This is a genomic window from Streptomyces akebiae (assembly GCF_019599145.1).
Classification (GTDB): Bacteria; Actinomycetota; Actinomycetes; order Streptomycetales; family Streptomycetaceae; genus Streptomyces; species Streptomyces akebiae.
The window spans coordinates 3917524-3934831 of the sequence record NZ_CP080647.1 but is presented as its reverse complement, the minus strand read 5'-3'; the positions used below and the strand labels follow the sequence as shown (position 1 = coordinate 3934831).

Annotated in this window: 14 protein-coding genes; 9 read left to right on the top strand and 5 right to left on the bottom strand. The window is 71.0% G+C overall.

The annotated features are described in order from the left end of the window. The first annotated feature begins 89 nt into the window (after window positions 1-89). Window positions 90-1880, top strand: a complete 1791-nt coding sequence (locus tag K1J60_RS16795) for a GMC oxidoreductase (RefSeq protein ID WP_220646934.1) — start codon at window positions 90-92, stop codon at window positions 1878-1880. Between the two features lie 274 nt (window positions 1881-2154). Then, window positions 2155-2874, top strand: coding sequence for a hypothetical protein (locus tag K1J60_RS16790; RefSeq protein WP_259407757.1), 720 nt, complete (start codon window positions 2155-2157; stop codon window positions 2872-2874). A 454-nt stretch (window positions 2875-3328) separates the two neighbouring features. Here the strand turns inward: K1J60_RS16790 and K1J60_RS16785 are convergent, their stop codons facing one another. After that, the gene (locus tag K1J60_RS16785; RefSeq protein ID WP_215448589.1) at window positions 3329-3616 is read right to left on the bottom strand and encodes a chorismate mutase; all 288 of its coding nucleotides are present in this window, start codon (window positions 3614-3616) and stop codon (window positions 3329-3331) included. 376 nt (window positions 3617-3992) lie between these two features. On the opposite strand from K1J60_RS16785, the gene guaA reads away from it, so the two are divergent. Beyond that, entirely contained in the window at window positions 3993-5573 is a 1581-nt protein-coding gene (gene guaA / locus K1J60_RS16780) for a glutamine-hydrolyzing GMP synthase (protein WP_033525361.1), read from the top strand. Window positions 5574-5600: 27 nt separating this feature from the next. Here guaA and K1J60_RS16775 read toward each other — a convergent pair whose 3' ends face one another. Continuing rightward, on the bottom strand, window positions 5601-6083 hold the full coding sequence (locus K1J60_RS16775) for a pyridoxamine 5'-phosphate oxidase family protein (protein WP_220646933.1): 483 nt from the start codon (window positions 6081-6083) through the stop codon (window positions 5601-5603). A gap of 210 nt (window positions 6084-6293) precedes the next feature. Here K1J60_RS16775 and K1J60_RS16770 point away from each other — a divergent pair, with 210 nt between their 5' ends. Next, window positions 6294-7088 carry a class II aldolase/adducin family protein gene (locus tag K1J60_RS16770; protein WP_220646932.1) on the top strand — a complete coding sequence of 265 codons (795 nt, stop codon included), beginning with the start codon at window positions 6294-6296 and terminating at the stop codon, window positions 7086-7088. Window positions 7089-7213: 125 nt separating this feature from the next. Here the strand turns inward: K1J60_RS16770 and K1J60_RS16765 are convergent, their stop codons facing one another. After that, window positions 7214-8104, bottom strand: coding sequence for a DUF4429 domain-containing protein (locus K1J60_RS16765; RefSeq protein ID WP_220646931.1), 891 nt, complete (start codon window positions 8102-8104; stop codon window positions 7214-7216). Window positions 8105-8486: 382 nt separating this feature from the next. Between K1J60_RS16765 and K1J60_RS16760 the strand changes: the two genes are divergently transcribed. Together K1J60_RS16760 and K1J60_RS16755 are read left to right on the top strand one after the other, a co-directional pair. After that, the gene (locus tag K1J60_RS16760; protein ID WP_220651509.1) at window positions 8487-9740 is read left to right on the top strand and encodes a hypothetical protein; all 1254 of its coding nucleotides are present in this window, start codon (window positions 8487-8489) and stop codon (window positions 9738-9740) included. A gap of 595 nt (window positions 9741-10335) precedes the next feature. Continuing rightward, entirely contained in the window at window positions 10336-10881 is a 546-nt protein-coding gene (locus K1J60_RS16755; protein WP_220646930.1) for a DoxX family protein, read from the top strand. Between the two features lie 425 nt (window positions 10882-11306). On the opposite strand, the gene K1J60_RS16750 is transcribed toward K1J60_RS16755, so the two are convergent. Further along, complete coding sequence (locus K1J60_RS16750) at window positions 11307-12863, bottom strand: PspC domain-containing protein (RefSeq protein WP_220646929.1); 1557 nt, start codon at window positions 12861-12863, stop codon at window positions 11307-11309. Window positions 12864-13030: 167 nt separating this feature from the next. Between K1J60_RS16750 and K1J60_RS16745 the strand changes: the two genes are divergently transcribed. After that, window positions 13031-14320 carry an ATP-binding protein gene (locus tag K1J60_RS16745; RefSeq protein ID WP_192829571.1) on the top strand — a complete coding sequence of 430 codons (1290 nt, stop codon included), beginning with the start codon at window positions 13031-13033 and terminating at the stop codon, window positions 14318-14320. Further along, window positions 14317-15192 (top strand): response regulator transcription factor, encoded by an 876-nt coding sequence (locus K1J60_RS16740; protein ID WP_317619714.1) that lies wholly within the window; start codon window positions 14317-14319, stop codon window positions 15190-15192. Before K1J60_RS16745 ends, K1J60_RS16740 begins: the two co-directional genes overlap by 4 nt. Window positions 15193-15382: 190 nt before the next feature. On the opposite strand, the gene K1J60_RS16735 is transcribed toward K1J60_RS16740, so the two are convergent. Beyond that, window positions 15383-16462, bottom strand: coding sequence for a C40 family peptidase (locus K1J60_RS16735; RefSeq protein WP_220646928.1), 1080 nt, complete (start codon window positions 16460-16462; stop codon window positions 15383-15385). A gap of 469 nt (window positions 16463-16931) precedes the next feature. Between K1J60_RS16735 and K1J60_RS16730 the strand changes: the two genes are divergently transcribed. Next, on the top strand, window positions 16932-17285 hold the full coding sequence (locus K1J60_RS16730) for a hypothetical protein (RefSeq protein ID WP_220646927.1): 354 nt from the start codon (window positions 16932-16934) through the stop codon (window positions 17283-17285). Window positions 17286-17308 lie beyond the last annotated feature (23 nt).

The following is a 17308-nucleotide window of genomic DNA, read 5'->3' as shown; positions in this document are numbered from 1 at the left end:
GCAGCGCGGGGCTGTATCGATATGCGGCTCCGCCGCGTGGGCGCGAGCAACCACATACGGCCCGCACGGACACTCAACGAGGAGCAAACGTGCCTCAAGACGCTTACGACTACGACGTCATCGTCGTGGGCTCCGGCTTCGGCGGCAGCGTGACCGCCCTGCGCCTGACCGAGAAGGGCTACCGGGTCGGAGTCCTGGAGGCGGGCCGCCGCTTCACGCGCGAAACCCTTCCCAAGAACTCCTGGGACCTCAAGAACTACCTCTGGGCCCCCGCCCTCGGCATGTACGGGATCCAGCGCATCCACCTCCTCGGCAACGTCATGGTGCTGGCCGGGGCCGGCGTGGGAGGCGGCTCCCTCAACTACGCCAACACCCTCTACGTACCGCCGAAACCGTTCTTCGAGGACCCGCAGTGGAAGGACATCACCGACTGGCAGGAGGAGCTGAAGCCGTACTACGACCAGGCCCGCCGCATGCTCGGCGTACGGCTCAACCCGACGATGACCCCGTCGGACGTGCACCTGAAGGCCGCCGCCGAGCGGATGGGCGTCGGCGACAGCTTCCACCTCGCCCCGGTGGGCGTCTTCTTCGGTGACGGTGAGGACGCCGACGGCAAGGCGAAGGCCGCGCCGGGCGACCAGGTGGCGGACCCCTACTTCGGCGGTGCGGGTCCCGCCCGCACGGCCTGCACCGAGTGCGGCGAGTGCATGACCGGCTGCCACCACGGCGCGAAGAACACCCTCAACGAGAACTATCTCCACCTGGCCGAGAAGGCGGGCGCGGTGGTCCACCCGATGACGACGGTGGTGGCCGTGACAGAGGACTCGCGGGGCGGCTACGCCGTGACGACCCTCCCGACCGACAACCGCAGGAAGGGCGAGAGCCGGGTGCTCAGGGCCCGCCGCGTCGTCCTCGCGGCCGGCACCTACGGCACCCAGACCCTCCTGCACCGGATGAAGGCGAACGGCCAACTCCCGCACCTCTCGGACCGCCTGGGCATGCTGACCCGCACCAACTCCGAAGCGCTGGTCGGCGCCCAGACCGACAACCGCCGCTACCGCAAGGCGCACGGCGTGCCCGAGGTCGACTTCACCCGGGGCGTGGCGATCACCTCCTCCATCCACCCCGACGAGAACACCCACATCGAGCCGGTCCGCTACGGCAAGGGCTCCAACGCGATGGGCGGCCTGTCGATCCTCCAGGTCCCGTACGCGGGTCGCACCGCGTCGGGCGCCACCCGCGTCCTCGGCTGGCTCGGGTACGCGGCCAGACACCCGCTGCTGGTGGCCCGATCGCTCTCCAACCGCCGCTGGTCGGAGCGGACCATCATCGGCCTGGTGATGCAGTCCCTGGACAACTCGTTGTCGACGCATCTGAAGCCGAAGGGGCCGGGCAAGGGCCTGTTGACGGCTCGTCAGGGCCATGGCGCGCCGAACCCCAAGCAGATCGAGGCCGCTTCGAAGGCCGCCTCCACCATCGCCGCCGAGATCAACGGCTTCGCCGGCAGCAACGTGGGCGAGCTGATGGGCACCCCGCTCACCGCGCACTTCCTCGGCGGTTGTCCCATCGGCGCCACGGCGGACGACGGCGTGATCGACCCGTACCACCGCCTCCACGGCCACCCCGGCATCTCCGTCGTCGACGGTGCCGCCGTCTCCGCGAACCTGGGCGTCAACCCGTCCCTGACCATCACGGCGCAGGCCGAGCGGGCGATGTCGTACTGGCCCAACAACGGCGAGCCGGACCGACGCCCGGCTCCCGGCGAGGCCTACGAGCGCCTCGCCCCCGTGGAGCCCCGGCACCCGGCGGTCCCGGCGGACGCGTTCGGCGCGCTGCGGCTGCCGCTGGTGCCGGTACCGACGGTGCCGCCGAAGAAGTAGTCACGGCGGACGAAGCCGTCACGCGACGGAAGTATGACGGAGAAGGACCCGCACCCCCCTCCGAGCGCGGGTTCTTCTCTCGTGTGCCAGGTGTGACAGGTGAGGGGTGGGAAGGGTTGCCCTCGCGATGACAGTTTTTTCATGTGACGCGAGTCACATGTGAAGGGGGTGGGAGTGGCACAACCGATTGGCGCACCTCGCGGTCACATACATGTTCGATGGGGCCTGTGGGGCCTCTGTGATGCATGAAACGAAAGTCGTGAGGGTGGGGGACATGAAGTCGACGATGTCGCGGGTGGCGGTGGCCGTCTCGGTCGTGGTCACGCTGGGATTGACCGCGGCGTGCGGTGGCGGCGGCGAGGACAAGGCGGACACGAAGCCGTCGGCCGCCGAGGACGCGAAGAACGGGGAGGGCGGCGCCGGGAAGGCCGCGCTGACCGAGGCGCAGCTGAAGGAGGCGGCCCTCGCGAAGGGGGACGTGAAGGGGTACAAGATCGCCGACATGCCCGCGGACGACATGCCGGCCGAGACCGTACCCGCGCAGCCGGCCGCCTGCCAGCCCCTCGCGAACATGTTCTTCTTCACCTCCGACCCGCAGGCGAAGGCCCGCGCCGGACGCACGGTCACCTCGGAGGACGCCCTCTCCGCCAGCGTCATCTCCCTCGCCCTCGCCGCGCACGAGCAGGGCGACGCCGAGAAGGTCATGGCCGATCTGCGCAAGGCGACGGAGAGCTGTGACGGGTACGAGCACGTCGGCAACAAGTACAGCGGCATCGAGGCCCTCACCGCTCCCGAGCAGGGCGACGAGGCCGTCGCGTACAAGATGAAGGGCGACATCGAGGGCGCCGAGATCCCGATGTCCTTCACGGTGGTGCGCAGCGGCTCGACACTCATCGGGTTCTACTCGATGAACATGCTCGACGCGGACAAGGCCGAGGTGCCGGACGCGATCCTGGACGCACAGGTCGCGAAGTTGGAGAAGGTCGCCGGCTGAGCGCTCCCGGCGTGACGAAGGGCCCCGCGGGACGGCTCGGCCGCCGCGGGGCCCTTCTGCGTCGGCGCGGACGTCAGGGCGGCGTCCGGACCCGGGGCTCGGGGTGGGGGGCGGGTGATCTGCTCCATGTCGTGAAGGGGGCGACGGGCTCCGTATCCGTCACGTCCACCTCGGAACAGTTCCGCCGGTCGGCCCCGGGCGTCCCCGGAGCCGGCCGTTCTCTTGAGTGACCGGGCTGCTGTCCCCTGCCGTCCGGTCACCACCCTGGAGCGAGGTCCCACGGCGCACGGCACGATCCGGACGCCTCATCGCTCCAGCGGAGCCACGCGTGGTTCTTTCGGGCCCGCACCTGGCTGGCACGGACACCGACACCAACGAAGCGTGCCGTACGGCGGTCACGCGCCGTACGGGTGAGAGGGCAGCCGTACGTACGTGCGCCGTCGGTGCGCGCCGGTCAGATGCGGCCCCGGCACAGCTCCAGCAGGGTCATGGCCAGCGCGGTGCCCGGCTTGCCGAGGGCGTCCCTGTAGTGCGCCAGGATCTCCATCTCCCGCGACAGGTTCACGCGCCTGCCGCCGGACTCGATCCGTGCCTCCTGGATCACGGCGGAGACCGCCACGCGCTCCTGGATCAGGCCGATGATCCGGTCGTCCAGGGCGTCGATCCGTTCCCGGGCGCCGGTGATCACACCCGCCGCCTCGGAGGTACGGGCGCCGGTCTTCTCGGTGGAGGTGATGGTCATCTCTGGGCTCCTCGTCGGAAGTCGAAAGGACTCCCCGGAGCGGCAAGACCCGGAAAACGCCAGACGCCCCGGACCTTGTCGGCCCGGGGCGCCTGGGGAAGTCGCTTGTCAGTGGCTCAAGCAGCACGACCATGGCAGCCGGTGGGCCCGGTGCCATAGATAAAGACGAAGGTCGAGTGCGCAAGCATGCGCCCCAGTATGCCACGCCCCACCACGTCCCCGTCCGGCCGCCCGCGACCCTCCGCGCCGCAGTTCGGGGGCCGGAGGCCGGGGCCGGAGGTCGGGGGGCAAAGCCCCCGGTGGGCCCACTTCACGAGCGCGCACCCCGGTAGACTCGGACCACACAGACCCCCGCCCGACCGCCGGAAGGCACCCCGTGTCATCAGCGAACCCCGCTGCCGCCGCTCCCGACACCGTTCTGGTCGTCGACTTCGGCGCCCAGTACGCCCAGCTCATCGCCCGACGGGTCCGCGAGGCCCGGGTCTACAGCGAGATCGTGCCGAGCACCATGCCGGTCGCGGAGATGCTCGCCAAGAACCCGGCGGCGATCATCCTCTCCGGCGGCCCCTCCTCGGTCTACGCCGAGGGCGCCCCCCGCCTCGACCGCGCGCTCTTCGAGGCCGGCGTCCCCGTCTTCGGCATGTGCTACGGCTTCCAGCTGATGGCCACCACCCTCGGCGGCACCGTCGACAACACGGGCGCGCGTGAGTACGGCCGTACGCCCCTGCACGTCGCCAAGTCCGGCAGCACCCTCTTCGAGGGCACCCCCGACGAGCAGTCCGTCTGGATGTCCCACGGAGACGCCTGCTCCGCCGCCCCCGAGGGCTTCACCGTCACGGCCTCCACCGACGTCGTCCCGGTCGCCGCCTTCGAGAACGACGAGAAGAAGCTGTACGGCGTCCAGTACCACCCGGAGGTCATGCACTCCACCCACGGCCAGCAGGTCCTGGAGCACTTCCTCTACCGCGGCGCGGGCATCACCCCCAGCTGGACCACCGGCAACGTCATCGAGGAGCAGGTCGAGGCCATCCGCGAGCTGGTCGGCGACAAGCGCGCGATCTGCGGCCTCTCCGGCGGCGTGGACTCCGCGGTCGCCGCGGCCCTCGTCCAGAAGGCCATCGGCTCCCAGCTGACCTGCGTCTATGTCGACCACGGCCTCATGCGCAAGAACGAGACCGAGCAGGTCGAGAAGGACTTCGTCGCCGCGACCGGCGTACAGCTGAAGGTCGTCGACGCGGAGGAGCGCTTCCTCAAGGCGCTGGCCGGGGTCTCCGACCCCGAGCAGAAGCGGAAGATCATCGGCCGCGAGTTCATCCGCGTCTTCGAGCAGGCCCAGGCGGAGATCATCGCCGACGAGGGCCCCGAGGTCGCGTTCCTCGTCCAGGGCACCCTCTACCCGGACGTGGTCGAGTCCGGCGGCGGCACCGGCACGGCCAACATCAAGTCCCACCACAACGTCGGCGGCCTGCCGGAAGACCTCGAGTTCAAGCTGATCGAGCCGCTGCGCAAGCTCTTCAAGGACGAGGTCCGGATGGTCGGGCAGGAGCTGGGGCTCCCGGAGGAGATCGTCCAGCGCCAGCCGTTCCCGGGCCCCGGCCTGGGCATCCGGATCGTCGGCGAGGTCACCAAGGAACGCCTCGACCTGCTCCGCGAGGCCGACGCCATCGCCCGCGAGGAGCTGACGGCGGCCGGCCTCGACCGCGACATCTGGCAGTGCCCGGTGGTGCTGCTGGCGGACGTCCGTTCCGTCGGCGTCCAGGGCGACGGCCGCACCTACGGCCACCCGATCGTCCTCCGCCCGGTGTCCAGCGAGGACGCCATGACGGCCGACTGGTCCCGGCTCCCGTACGACGTCCTCGCGAAGATCTCCACCCGCATCACCAACGAGGTCGCCGACGTCAACCGAGTCGTCCTCGACGTGACGAGCAAGCCCCCGGGCACCATCGAGTGGGAGTGAGTCCCGCCGCGTACGGCGTGAAGGGGCTCAGGTCCGTTTGAGGGTCCGCACCGGCTCTCCGGGCTTCCAGACCTGGACGACCAGGTACTTGTCGTCCTCGACGTAGGTCCGCACGACCTCCGTCAGCTCGGTGCGGAAGAGGTGGAACGGCTCCGGCGGTTCCACCTCTTCGCCGTACGCGGCCTTCACCGCGGGGTCGTCGACCTCGATCGCCCGGCCGCTCACCCGTACGTCACCGCCGCCCATCTCCGTGCCCGGCCCCGGATTGGCCTGCAACGCGAAGCGAGGGTCGCCGCGCAGATTGAGCGCCTTGCGCGAGTCCGGCATCATCCCCAGCCACAGCTCCCCGTTCACGAACCGGACCTCCAGCCCGGTCGTACGCGGCGAGCCGTCCCTGCGGAGGGTGGCGAGGACGTGATGGGTGAAGGCGCCGAAGCGCGCCTCGACCGTCTGCGCGAGCTCGGGTTCGGCGGCGACGAAGGCGCCCCAGTTCGAAAGATTCTCCGGCATACGTCGAGTCTCACGCGGATACCCGACAAGCACTGTCTGGTTACCCCGAGCGACGTACGACGGCGGTTCGACACGAGCGAACGGTGTGCCGTGTGGTGCGCTTCCGTGACTTGCGTAACGGTTGCGCACTCTCTTCACTGGACGCACCTGTTCTCCGTGGGGGACCGACGGTAACTTCCGCTTCGTAAAGGAAGTCACTCTGGAGGACACATGCACGGGCCCACACCGCCCCTGCCCCTACCCACCGACCAGCTCCGGTTCGCCATGCCGCCGATGCACGAGTCGGCGGAGGACGAGCGGCGGCACCGCAAGGAACGGCTGGCCGGGGCTCTGCGGATCTTCGGGCGCATGGGGTTCGAGGAGGGGGTCTCGGGACACATCACCGCGCGCGACCCGGAGTTCAGCGACTGCTTCTGGGTCAATCCGTTCGGAATGCCCTTCAAGCACGTCACGGTGAGTGACCTGGTCCTCGCCAACCAGGACGGTCAGGTGATCGAGGGCCGCTACCACGTGAACCAGGCCGCGTTCACCGTCCACGCCCAGGTGCACGCCGCCCGCCCCGACGTCGTCGCCGTCGCCCACTGTCACTCCGTGCACGGCCGCGCCCTGTCCGCCCTCGGCGAGCTGCTCGACCCGATCAGCCAGGAGTCCTGTGCCTTCTACGAGGACCAGGCGCTCTACGACCACTACACGGGCGTCGCCGTGGACGCGGACGAGGGCCGCCGCATCGCCGCGGTCCTCGGCAGCCGCAAGGCCCTGGTGCTGCGCAACCACGGTCTGCTGACGGTCGGAGACTCGGTCGACGCGGCTGCCTGGTGGTTCCTGTCCATGGAACGCTCGGCACAGGTGCAGCTCACCGCCAAGGCGGCGGGACGGCCCCTGCTCATCGAACACCGGCTGGCCGTCGCGACACGGGAACAGGCGGGCGGCGACCTGGTGGCGTGGATCAACTACCAGCCGCTGTGGCAGGACATCAGCCGCAGCGAGCCGGACCTCCTGAGTTGAGGACCCCCCGCCCGGACAAGCCCGGGGCCGTGCCGATCTGTGGCTCCGCCGCGTGGGCGCGACCGGCCGCGGCTCACCTGCGGACTCCGGACGCCGGTGGCGGGACGGCGCCCACGCGAGAGCTGTCAGAAGTCGCGCAGCACCGCCGCCTTCGTGGCCGCGAACTCCTCGTCCGTGAGGACGCCGTCGCGGTGCAGTTCACCGAGTTCGCGGAGCCGGCGCAGGAGGATGTCGTGGTGGTCGGGGGCCGGAGGCCGGGCCGTGACGGTCCCGGTCGGACCCGACCGGTCCGCATGGTCCTTCGCCCGCGTCGACGGATGGGGGAGCCGCGCCGTGACCGCCGTCGCGACGAGGGCTGTGAGCAGGTCGCGCCGCGTACTGCCCCACAGGTCGAGGGCGAACGGGTCCCGCTCCGGCGGGAGCTTCGAGAACACGGTCTCGCGTGTCACGAACCGCAGGAAACCGTCCTCGTAACCGGAGTTGGGCAGCCACTCGACCTGCGCCAGTTCACCGACGTCGATGATCCGCGGCCCGGTCGCGCGCTTGACCCGGTCGGAGGTGTCGTTCCAGTCGATCCGGACCCGCGTCCCGTCGAACGACACCGTGCCGTCACTGGAGCGCACCGACACCGGCACGGGCGGACCGGGCAGGAGATAGGCGCTCGCGGGCTCCTTCGGCGTCTGCTCCAGCAGCATCGACTGCCGTATCTCCTCGGCCACGTACTCGGCGATCCCCGACCGGTCGAGATCGACCGTCAGCCGGTACGGGTCGGCCGTGTCCGGCAGTCGTCCGCCCGTGGCCTGCAGCAGCGGATCGCTGCCATCGCGAAGCCGCAACCGCAGCCGCCCGCGCTTGCGTTCGGGCTCGTAGACGACACCGGCCACCGCCTCCAGGGGCACCGCGATCTCCCCGTACGTCTGCCGGAACAGCGCCACGGAACGGTGCAGGCCCGGCGTGATCCGGACCGTGCTGCCGTCGAAGGCCCAGACGCCGTCGCGCTGGATGATCTCGGCCATAGGAGGATTCTCCCAGCCGGGTCAACACGAGCACCCGCACTTCACCCCGCGCCTCCCACGCGCGGAGTGGCCCTGCCGAATGCGGGCCGTGTTCCATACGGCACAATTCGCTGTCATCGCAGGGCAGTTGTACGGCCGCACGGCTGTGGTAGGGAGCGGACGTACGTACGACACCGCGCGACGGCCGTAACGACTCGGCAGGAACAGCAGCGCAAGGGCGGCCGTGGTCGCTCTCGCGGCTGATGCGGTGACAGCGGTGCTGGCAGATGGCAATGACGGTGGCGGCGAATGCCGAAGTGTGCGGACGTGGGCGCGAGGCGCACACGGACGTCGGCGCGGGAAGGCGGGCTCGGGCGTGGCGGTGCAGGAGGCGAGAGGGGGCATGGGCGTGGGCGCCCATGAAGGCGGGTGCACGTGCGGGGACTGCCCGCACGGGGCGCGCGCGGGACACCGGCGCGCGGTCGCCGAGTTCCTGTCGAAGCGGGAGGAGTTCGCGTCGGGGCAGGGACTGCCGGCGGCCGTCGCGCACTCCGCGTCCGCCTCCCGCCAGTGGGTCTCCGACGAACTCACCCAGTCCGCGGCCCTCGTCGCCGAACGCGGCCGGGTCGAGGGCGAGGCCTGGCTGGCCCGTCTGTGGCTGCGCACGGCGATCGTGGTCTGGGTCGCCGTCGTCACCCTCCTTCTCGTCCAGTCCCTCACCGCGATCGGCGCGGGCTGGACGGTGGCCCGCACCGCCGGTCTGCTCGCCGCCCTGCTGGTGGCCGCGGCACTGACGGGTGCCGGATATCTGCACCGGGCGCGCGGCGGTGCCCTCGCACCGGTCATCGGCGAGGACAACCGTCTCTCCACCTCCCGCGCGATCGCGGCCGGTTGGGTCCTCTTCGTCGTCTTCGCGGTCCTCGTCCTCGTCGGCCGCCTCGCCGCGGCCTCCGACCACCGCGAACGCGACGCCCTCATCGCCGGCCTCGACCTTGCCCGCGGCGCCGGCATCGTGACCGTCCTCGCCGTCGTCTGCGGCATCGCCGTCCTGGTCCGCCGAGTGGTAGGCCTCCGTGTCCTCGCCCAACGCCTCCAGAAGGTCCGCGCCCACCGCCCCCGCGCCGCCGACCTCCTCACCGACGACTCCGGCCGCGGCAGCTTCACCGACATCCAGTACGTGATCATCTGCACCGTCGCCCTCGCCTTCGCGGCGGTCCGCCTCGCCCGCCGCCCCGACCAACTCCCGGACCTCCCCTGGGGCCTGGCCCTCCTCGTCCTGGTCTCGGCGGCCACCTACGTCGCCGGCAAATACGCCGAGGGCGGCCGCCCCGTCATCCTCTCCGTCGTCCGCGCCCGCGAGGCCGGCGACCTCGACGCCCCCATCCGCAACGGCGACGACATCGAGATCCGCGGCTCCGGTTTCGTCCCACCGGGCGCCCAGACCGCCGACCACCTCTCCCGCATGGTCGTTTGCATCGGCCCCGTCCACGTCCACGTCCCCCTCGTCCCCGTGGCGGGCGGCTTCAGCAACCCCACCGACGCCGTCCTCACCGCCCCCGTCCCCGCCGACGTCGAACCCGGCAAGGTCGAAGTCCAGGTCGTGACAGCGGCCGGCGTGGAAACCAACCGCTACACCATCGAGGTCTCGGCGGACTGACCAACTGTCGGTTGGTGGGGGTTCGGGAGTGCGGACCGACCAACTGCCGGCTGGTGGGGTGCGGGGAGTGGGGCGACTGTCGGCTGGTGGGGCTCGCTCGGGGGGGGGGCGAGGTGGGGCTCGCTCGGGGGGCCGGGGCGATCATCGGCTGGTCGCAGCTCGGGGACCTGTCTCTGCCGGCTGGTCCAGCACGGGAAACGGGACGACCGCGACAGGTGACGGTGCGGCATCGCGGGGCAGCCGTCGGACGGCTGCGGTCCAGAGGGCACCGTGCCCCCGGCCCGCCTCGGAGCCCGACACCGTCAGGATGCGGCGGACGCGCGCGCACCCGCGGGCGGGCCGAAGGCGTGGCCGATGCCGCCGTCTCGGGGCCCGGTGGCGCACACGCGGGCGGGTTGAAGGGGCGCAGCCCCTGGGACGGGACGGGACGGGTAAGGGTGGCGAGGGCGAGAAAGACACCCGGGACCACACCCCGCTGCCTGACAAGGCACCCCGACCCGGAAAAACACGCCCGAACCATTGAGCACCCCCACCCCTCTGACCGTATCGTCTGTTGAGGGGTCAACGGCACGGCGGACAAGAGGCGGCGCAGACCATGACTCACGACATTCGCTCGGACTCCCACACTCCCCATTTCGACGGCAGCCCCGACTGGCGGGACACCGCCACCCGCTACGCCCTACTGCCCCTACGCCTCTTCCTCGCCGTCACCTTCATCTACGCCGGCCTGGACAAACTCACCGACAGCGCGTTCATGGCGGACTCCGGTTCCGGCTCCATCGGCGACATGATGAGCGCCGCCCGAGACTCCTCCGCCATCCCAGCCATGATCGACATGGCCCTGAAGAACCCCGTCGGCTTCGGCTACGCCATCGCCATCGGCGAACTCGCCGTCGGTATCGGCACCCTCCTCGGCCTCTTCACCCGCCTAGCCGCCTTCGGCGGAGCCCTGATCTCCCTCAGCCTCTGGCTCACGGTCAGCTGGTCGGCATCCCCGTACTACTACGGCAACGACCTCCCCTATCTCATGGCCTGGATCCCGCTGATCCTCGCCGGTGCGCCGGCCCTCTCCGTGGACGCCGCCATCCGTTCCCGCCGCCGGGGCGGCGCCAGCAGGCACCGAGCGGGCGCCTACCACTGAGCCCCCTTGAGGGCCCGCCACAACAGGCCCGCACGCCTCGCTCACCATCGCGGCTCAGCCGGCCCACATGCTCCCTCCCCTCAACCCATCACAGCTCAGCCAGTGCGCCTGCCACGACCAGGCGACCGAGCTGACCCCGGCCGCTCTCACCCGCACCCACCGGTTCTCAGCCGTGCCCGTCCCTATTCGCCGCTCCCGTGGGCCCCGCCGGGCCTCCCGGCCCCGGTACCACCGTCCGCCCGGCGCCCCGCCGCCCTCGTATCGCATGGTCCAGAGAAGCCACCGCCCCCGCGAGACACAGCCCTCCGACCACGAGCGGTATCACCACGAACCAGGGGGTCTGCCAGGCGTCTCCCGCATCGCCGAGGTACACGACACCGGCGGCGGTGACGAAGAGGCCGGCGACGAGCTTCCCCGGCCGGAACTCATGCCGCAGCACGGGCCACCTCCGCCTGTCCCAGACCGACTTCGAGGTCGATGACGAGCGTCCCCCCGCTGCCCGAGCCCTTCTCCGGGGCCAGCGTCAGCCGGTCGCTCTTGTCCGGTGCCACGTCCACGTCCTCCTTGTCGTCACCCGGCAACTGGATGTCACCCAGGCCCACTTCGACGTCGAGCCGCACCGTGACGTCCGGTGGAACCACCACCTTCACCTTGCCCGCGCCCACCTCCACGCTCGTGGTCAGCGACTCTCCCTTCGGTATGTCCACCTCGGACAAGTCGAGCGTGCCCACGCCGGTCCCCAACTCGTACCGGGCCGCCACGCTCTCCGCGCTCCGTGGTGTCCACTCCGTACGGGCCCAGTCGGTGGTGATGTTCGACGGAAGCGCCGCCGTGCCCGCCAGCAGCCCTGCCGTGACCACGGCCAGGAAGACCGAACCCGCTCCCGTCCGGCCGAGGAAGGCGCTCAGGGCTATGCCCAGACCGAACACGGTCAGCGCACAGGCCAGACCGGTCTGCAGGCCGGCGGCCACGGTGCGGTCCCCCCAGGTGGTGCCGGTACCGACGCCGCCGGCCAGCAGCGCGAGCAGGAAGATCCAGCCGCCGATCCAGCGTGGCCCCCGCGGCCTCGGCGGACGCGCGATGCGTATGTCCTGGCGGGTGGGCCTCATGCCCTGGGCGATGTTGATCGCCGCGGCTACGTCCCGGTCGCGGGTCTCCCACGGGCCCCACAGATAGCCTGTGCCGCCGACGTGGCTTCCGTCCTTGACTATGGGGTCGCGCCACCACGAGGGGTAGGCGGATGCCACGGGGGGTGCCTGAGCCTCCGGCGGGGCATCGGCCACCGCCTGGGCGGCCAGCGGATCGGGGTCGGGGGCGCCGCGGTGCTGCGACCAGTACCCCGCGCCGGCCAGGAGCAGGGAGACGACCACCGAGAAGGCCAGGACGGTGGTGTTGCTCAGCATGGTGAGGAAGACGCCGCAGCCGACCAGCGCGAAGAGCACGGCCGTGAGGGCCTGGCCGTCGACCCGGCCGGTCAGCAGCTTGCGTACCTCGTTCTCCTCCTCGTCGTCGTACGGCACGAACAACCAGGCGAAGCCGTAGAAGATGAGGCCGAGGCCCCCGGTGAGGGAGAGCACCGCCAGCACCACGCGGAAGATCACCGGATCCATGTCGCACTGCCGCCCGAGGCCGGCACAGACACCGCCCAGCATCTTGTACCGCCGGTCGCGGCGGAACCTGTGCGGGGCGGCGGGGGCACCGGCCGGATCTTCGGGGTCGGTGGCGTGTGATCTATCCGCGCGTGCTCCCGCGTCCGCCTGCGGGCCCACGCCCGCGTCCGCGCCCGCGTCCGTGTGCGAACGCGTGCCCGTCCGTGACCGCGCGTCTCTGCGTGGGTCTGCCCCCGCGCCCCCGTGCGCGCGCGGCTCCTTTGACCCCGTGCCCGGTGGAGGCAGGGCGTCCTGCGGCTCGGTGGCGGGCCGCGGGGAGTCCGGACCCGAGCCGGGGCCCGGCTCCGCTGCCGCGTGCTGGTGATCCGTCATGCGTCCATCGTGACCGCAGGGCCGGTCCGATGGCAGTCGGGATGACCCTGGTCGAACCCTGATATCCACCCGGGGGAAGTGTTCGATCATGCTTGCGTCGAAGATCAGGGGCGTCTCGGGGGTCGACCCTGATGCCTCGCTCCGCCATGCGTGTGAACATCGATGGCATGCCGGAAGCCGCAGCACTGCCAGTCGACACTCCGCGGCCCCCGCGCAAGCTCTACCGCAGCAGCGACGGACGCTGGCTCGGAGGCGTGGCGCGAGGGCTCGCCGGACATCTCGGCCTGCCTGTGACGTGGGTGCGGCTCGTGTTCGCCGGCCTCTTCCTGGCCGACGGCCTCGGCGCCCTCGTCTACGCGGCGTTCTGGTTCTTCGTCCCGCTCGGCGTGGGGGGCGTCGACAACCAGCGGCCTCCGGCCATCGCCACCGAGCCCTCACCCGACGGCCGCCGCAGACTCGTGGCCCGCAAACCCGACCGCGGGCAGATAGTGGCCCTCCTCCTCATGGTCGTCGTGGCCATGGTCTTCGTCGGCAATGTGAACCTCGGGGAGGGCGCCAGGGCGTATCTCTGGCCGACCGTGCTCGTCGCCGCCGGCGTCGCCCTGGTCTGGCGCCAGGCGGACAACGCGCGTCGGGCCCGCTGGGCCGAGGTCGGCCGTCGTCGGCGCACGATCACGCTGCTGCGCTCCGTCGCCGGCGTCCTGCTGGTCACCGCGGGAGTCTCGGGGATATTCGTCCTGCAAGGCTCGGCCGCCCACCTCGGCTCGGTCCTGCAGGCAGCGCTCGCGGTGCTCGTGGGCATAGCCCTGCTGGCCGGACCGTACCTCGTCCGTATGACCCAGGACCTCTCCGAGGAGCGCCTGATGCGCATCCGCGCCCAGGAGCGCGCGGAGGTCGCGGCCCACGTGCACGACTCGGTGCTGCACACACTGACGCTGATACAGCGGAACGCTGACAACCCGAACGAGGTCCGCCGTCTCGCCCGCGCGCAGGAGCGCGACCTGCGGAACTGGCTGTACAAGCCCGAGGGCACGGGAAAGGACGAGGACGACGAGCCCGACACCCTCGCCGAGGCCGTCCGGCGCAACGCGGCGGAGGTCGAGGACAAGCACGGCGTCCCCATAGAGGTGGTGGTCGTCGGCGACTGCCCCCTCGACGACGGACTGACCGCGCAGATGCAGGCCGCGCGCGAGGCGATGGTGAACGCCGCCAAGTACGGTGGCGAGGGCGGCGCCGTACAGGTCTTCGCCGAGGTCGAGGGAAGGACGGTCTTCGTGTCCGTCCGCGACCGCGGCCCAGGCTTCGACCTCGACGCGATACCCGCCGACCGCATGGGCGTCAGAGAATCGATCATCGGCCGCATGGAGCGCAACGGAGGCACGGCACGGCTCCGCGCCGTACCGGGTGGTGGCACGGAGGTCGAGCTGGAGATGGAGAGGGCGGAGACGACGTCATGAGTGACGCGAACGGGGCGAACGACCAGGCCGCACAGGGCGGTTCGGGCACGGCGCCGAGCGGGGGCCCGGAAGGTCCGGCCGCGCGGGGCACCGGTTCGGCCGAGGGCCTGTCCGGCGAGCCCGGTCGGCAGAACACGCCCGACCAGCCCCACACGCCGGACGGCACCGCCGCATCCGGCGCACCCGCCGCACCCGCACCGTCCGGGCCCGGACGGCATGTCCGGGTGGTGCTGGTGGACGACCACCGAATGTTCCGCACGGGAGTGCGGGCCGAGATCGGGCAGACGGACCGTACGGGCGTGGAGGTGGTCGGGGAGGCCCCCGACGTCGATCAGGCGGTCTCGGTGATCACGAGTACGCGGCCCGAGGTGGTGCTCCTCGATGTGCATCTGCCCGGCGGCGGTGGGGTCGAAGTCCTGCGCCGCTGTTCGGCGTTGATGGCGGACGCCGAGCAGCCCGTCCGCTTCCTCGCCCTGTCCGTGTCGGACGCGGCGGAGGACGTGATCGGGGTCATCCGGGGCGGCGCGCGCGGCTATGTCACCAAGACGATCACCGGCTCGGACCTGGTCGACTCCATCTTCCGGGTTCAGGAAGGCGACGCGGTCTTCTCTCCCCGTCTGGCCGGCTTCGTCCTCGACGCCTTCGCCTCGACCGACGCGCCACCTGTCGACGAGGACCTCGACCGCCTGACCCAGCGTGAGCGCGAGGTGCTGCGGCTCATCGCCCGCGGCTATGCGTACAAGGAGATCGCCAAGCAGCTCTACATCTCCGTGAAGACGGTGGAGTCCCACGTCTCCGCCGTCCTGCGGAAGCTGCAGCTCTCCAACCGCCACGAACTGACGAGGTGGGCGACGGCACGCCGGCTGGTGTGAGGTCGCAGGCACCGGCGCCGATGTGCCGGCCGTGCGGCTGCCGGTGACGTGGGCGAGCGCGGGTGGCCGGGGCGGCCGGGTGGGTCCGGCCGCGCCCGGCGTGCCTCCCGGCACAGGGACACCGCCGATCCGCCGCGCTCAGGGCCCCAGGGCCGGGCCCCGCTCAGGCCACCCGGCTCCGGGACCCCGCTCAGGCCACCCGTGTCGCCCCCGCGTACGGCATCTCGTCCAGAGGTGCCACGCGTACCGGGGCCGAGGGGTTGGGGGCGTGGATCATCTGGCCGTTGCCGATGTAGATGCCCACGTGGCTGATGCCGGAGTAGAAGAAGACCAGGTCTCCGGGGCGGAGTTCGGAGCGGGCGACGCGAGGGCCTGCGTTGATCTGGGAGTAGGTGGTGCGGGGGAGGGAGACGCCGGCGGCGCGGTAGGCGGCCAGGGTGAGGCCGGAGCAGTCGAAGGCGTTGGGGCCGGTGGCGCCCCAGACGTAGGGGCTGCCGATCTTGGAGTAGGCGTACGAGACGGCCGCGGCGGCGCGGGAGTTGGGGGCTTCGGTCGTTGCGGAGACGGGGGAGACCGGACCGGTGAGGCTGCGCTGGGCCGCGGTGGAGGAGCGCGTGGCGTGTCCCGTGGTGCTGACCCGGGTGTCGAAGCGCGTGCGGTCCTCGGTGGTGATCCGGCCGAGCAGCTGACGGGCGTCGGTCAGCTTCGAGGTGACGGTCTTCTTGTGCCGTTTCAGTTCTGTCTGCCGGGTCTTGAGCGTGCCCAGTTCGACGCGGGCGGCTCCGCGCAGTCGTTCGATCTCCAGCAACTGTTTCCGTACGCTCGCCACGTCCGCCGAGTGCCGGGTGCCGACGCGCTCGGCGAGGGCGGCCCCGTCCAGGTACTGGTCGGGATCGGCGGAGAGTGCGAGCTGCCAGGAGGGGTCGATGCCGCCACCCCGGTACTGCGCCGCTGCCAGCGAACCGAGTTCGTCCCGGGCCGAGTTGAGCCGTTCGGTGCGGCGGGCAGCCTGGTCGCGCAGCTCTTCGAGGTTCTCCTGCGCCTTGTCGGCCTTCTCCTTCGCGCCGTTGTACTTCTCGGTGGCGACCTCGGCCTCTTGGTACAGCTTGGCCACCTTCGCCTTGACCTGCTCAGGGGTGAGCTGGGGGTCGGCGTGCCCGGTGCCGTCGAAGCCGGTCGCGCTCGCGGCGCCAGCGAGGGCGATCGTCGCGGCCGTGCGGGCCGTATGGCCGCCGAGCGAGCGCTGTCTGGGCTTGCGGTGCGCTGCCACGTGGAGTCCACGTCCTCTCCGTACGACCGCCGTCCGCAGTACGAACATCGTCTGTCCGTACGGACCGCCTGGGGGGAGCGGTTACGCGTCCGGCGGCGGCCCGCACAGGGGGAGCGGGACGCCGCCGGACCTTTCTCGGCGGTGGTGGCCGACTGCCGCCCCTGGCCCGGGCGGCGGTGGGGAGCCGGTCACCTGAGGGAGGACGCTAAACCTGGCTGTGATGGCTCGGTAACGCGTTGTACGGAAGTGGCGCGCACCGACAATGAGGTGACCGTATGTGACCGAGATCCTGGCCTGGCGTCGCCGACTTCACGCTGTGCGATGACCGATGCGGCGATTTCGGACCGGGCGGAGGAGGGGCGGTGCTATGGAGCGCATATATGCAAGATCATCAGGGGGCCGTTCGCCGGTCCCGTCCCGCCCGCACCCGGTGCCCCACGACCTTCGGGCGCCTCATTAGGCTCCGCGCATGGACGTACTCATCCACATCCTCGTCGCCCTCCACATCATCGGCATCGCCTCCCTCCTGGGTGGTTTCCTCACCCAGATGAAGGCCATGGGCCAGGGCACCGCCCGCTTCGTCCCCGCGATGCTGCACGGTGCCCTCACCATGCTCGTCACCGGCGTCCTCCTCGTCGGTCTCAACCAGGCGGACGACCAGCCCGTCAACAACATCAAGATCGGCGTCAAGCTCGCCCTGCTGATCGTGATCCTCGGCCTGGTCTACGTGAAACGCGACGAGGAGACGGTGGAGAAGCCGATCTTCGCCCTGGTGGGCGCGCTGACCACCGCGAACGTCTTCATCGCGGTGCTCTGGACCTGAGTGCCCCCGTGTGAGCCCGTCCT